This window comes from Roseateles sp. P5_E1 (assembly GCF_054049335.1).
In genome coordinates, this window is the sequence record NZ_JBFUMN010000292.1 from 1 (window position 1) to 615 (window position 615).

1 protein-coding gene is annotated in these 615 nt (G+C 67.0%); it reads left to right on the forward strand.

Annotated elements, in window-relative coordinates:
• Positions 1 to 132: 132 nt before the first annotated feature.
• Positions 133 to 615, forward strand: a 483-nt coding sequence (locus ACXJKJ_RS31115) for a trimeric intracellular cation channel family protein (protein WP_457395442.1), incomplete at its 3' end; no start/stop codon positions are given.

Consider the following 615-nt stretch of genomic DNA (forward strand, 5'->3'; position numbering starts at 1 on the left):
GCCTTGGCCACTGAACTCTCAGGCAAAAGGACAGCGGGAGCGGCAACGGAATCCCATCCCACGACAGTGCCCTGCGCTGGCGTGTGGTGTGCGTGGTTCCGTCCTCGCCTGCCGTTGCCCGGAGTTCCCGCCATGCTGCTCTCCCTGATTTACCTCATCGCCATTTCCGCCGAAGCCATGACCGGCGCACTGTCGGCCGGGCGGCGGCGCATGGACCTGTTCGGCGTGGTGATCATCGCCTGCGTCACCGCGCTCGGCGGCGGCTCGCTGCGCGACATCGTGCTGGGCCACTACCCGCTGGGCTGGGTGAAACACCCGGAGTACCTGGGCTTCACCATCTGCGCGGCCTTGATCGCCACCTGGGTGGCGCGCTGGATGCACCACTTCCGCCGCACCTTCCTGGTGCTGGACGGACTCGGGCTGATCTGTTTCACCCTGATCGGCTGCGCGGTGGCGCGCGAGGCCGGCCACGCCGCACCGATCGTGCTGATCTCCGGGATGCTGACCGGCGCCTTCGGCGGCGTGCTGCGCGATGTACTGTGCAACGAGGTGCCGCTGATCTTCCAGAAGGAACTGTATGCGGTGATCACGCTGTTCACCGGCGCGGCCTACTTG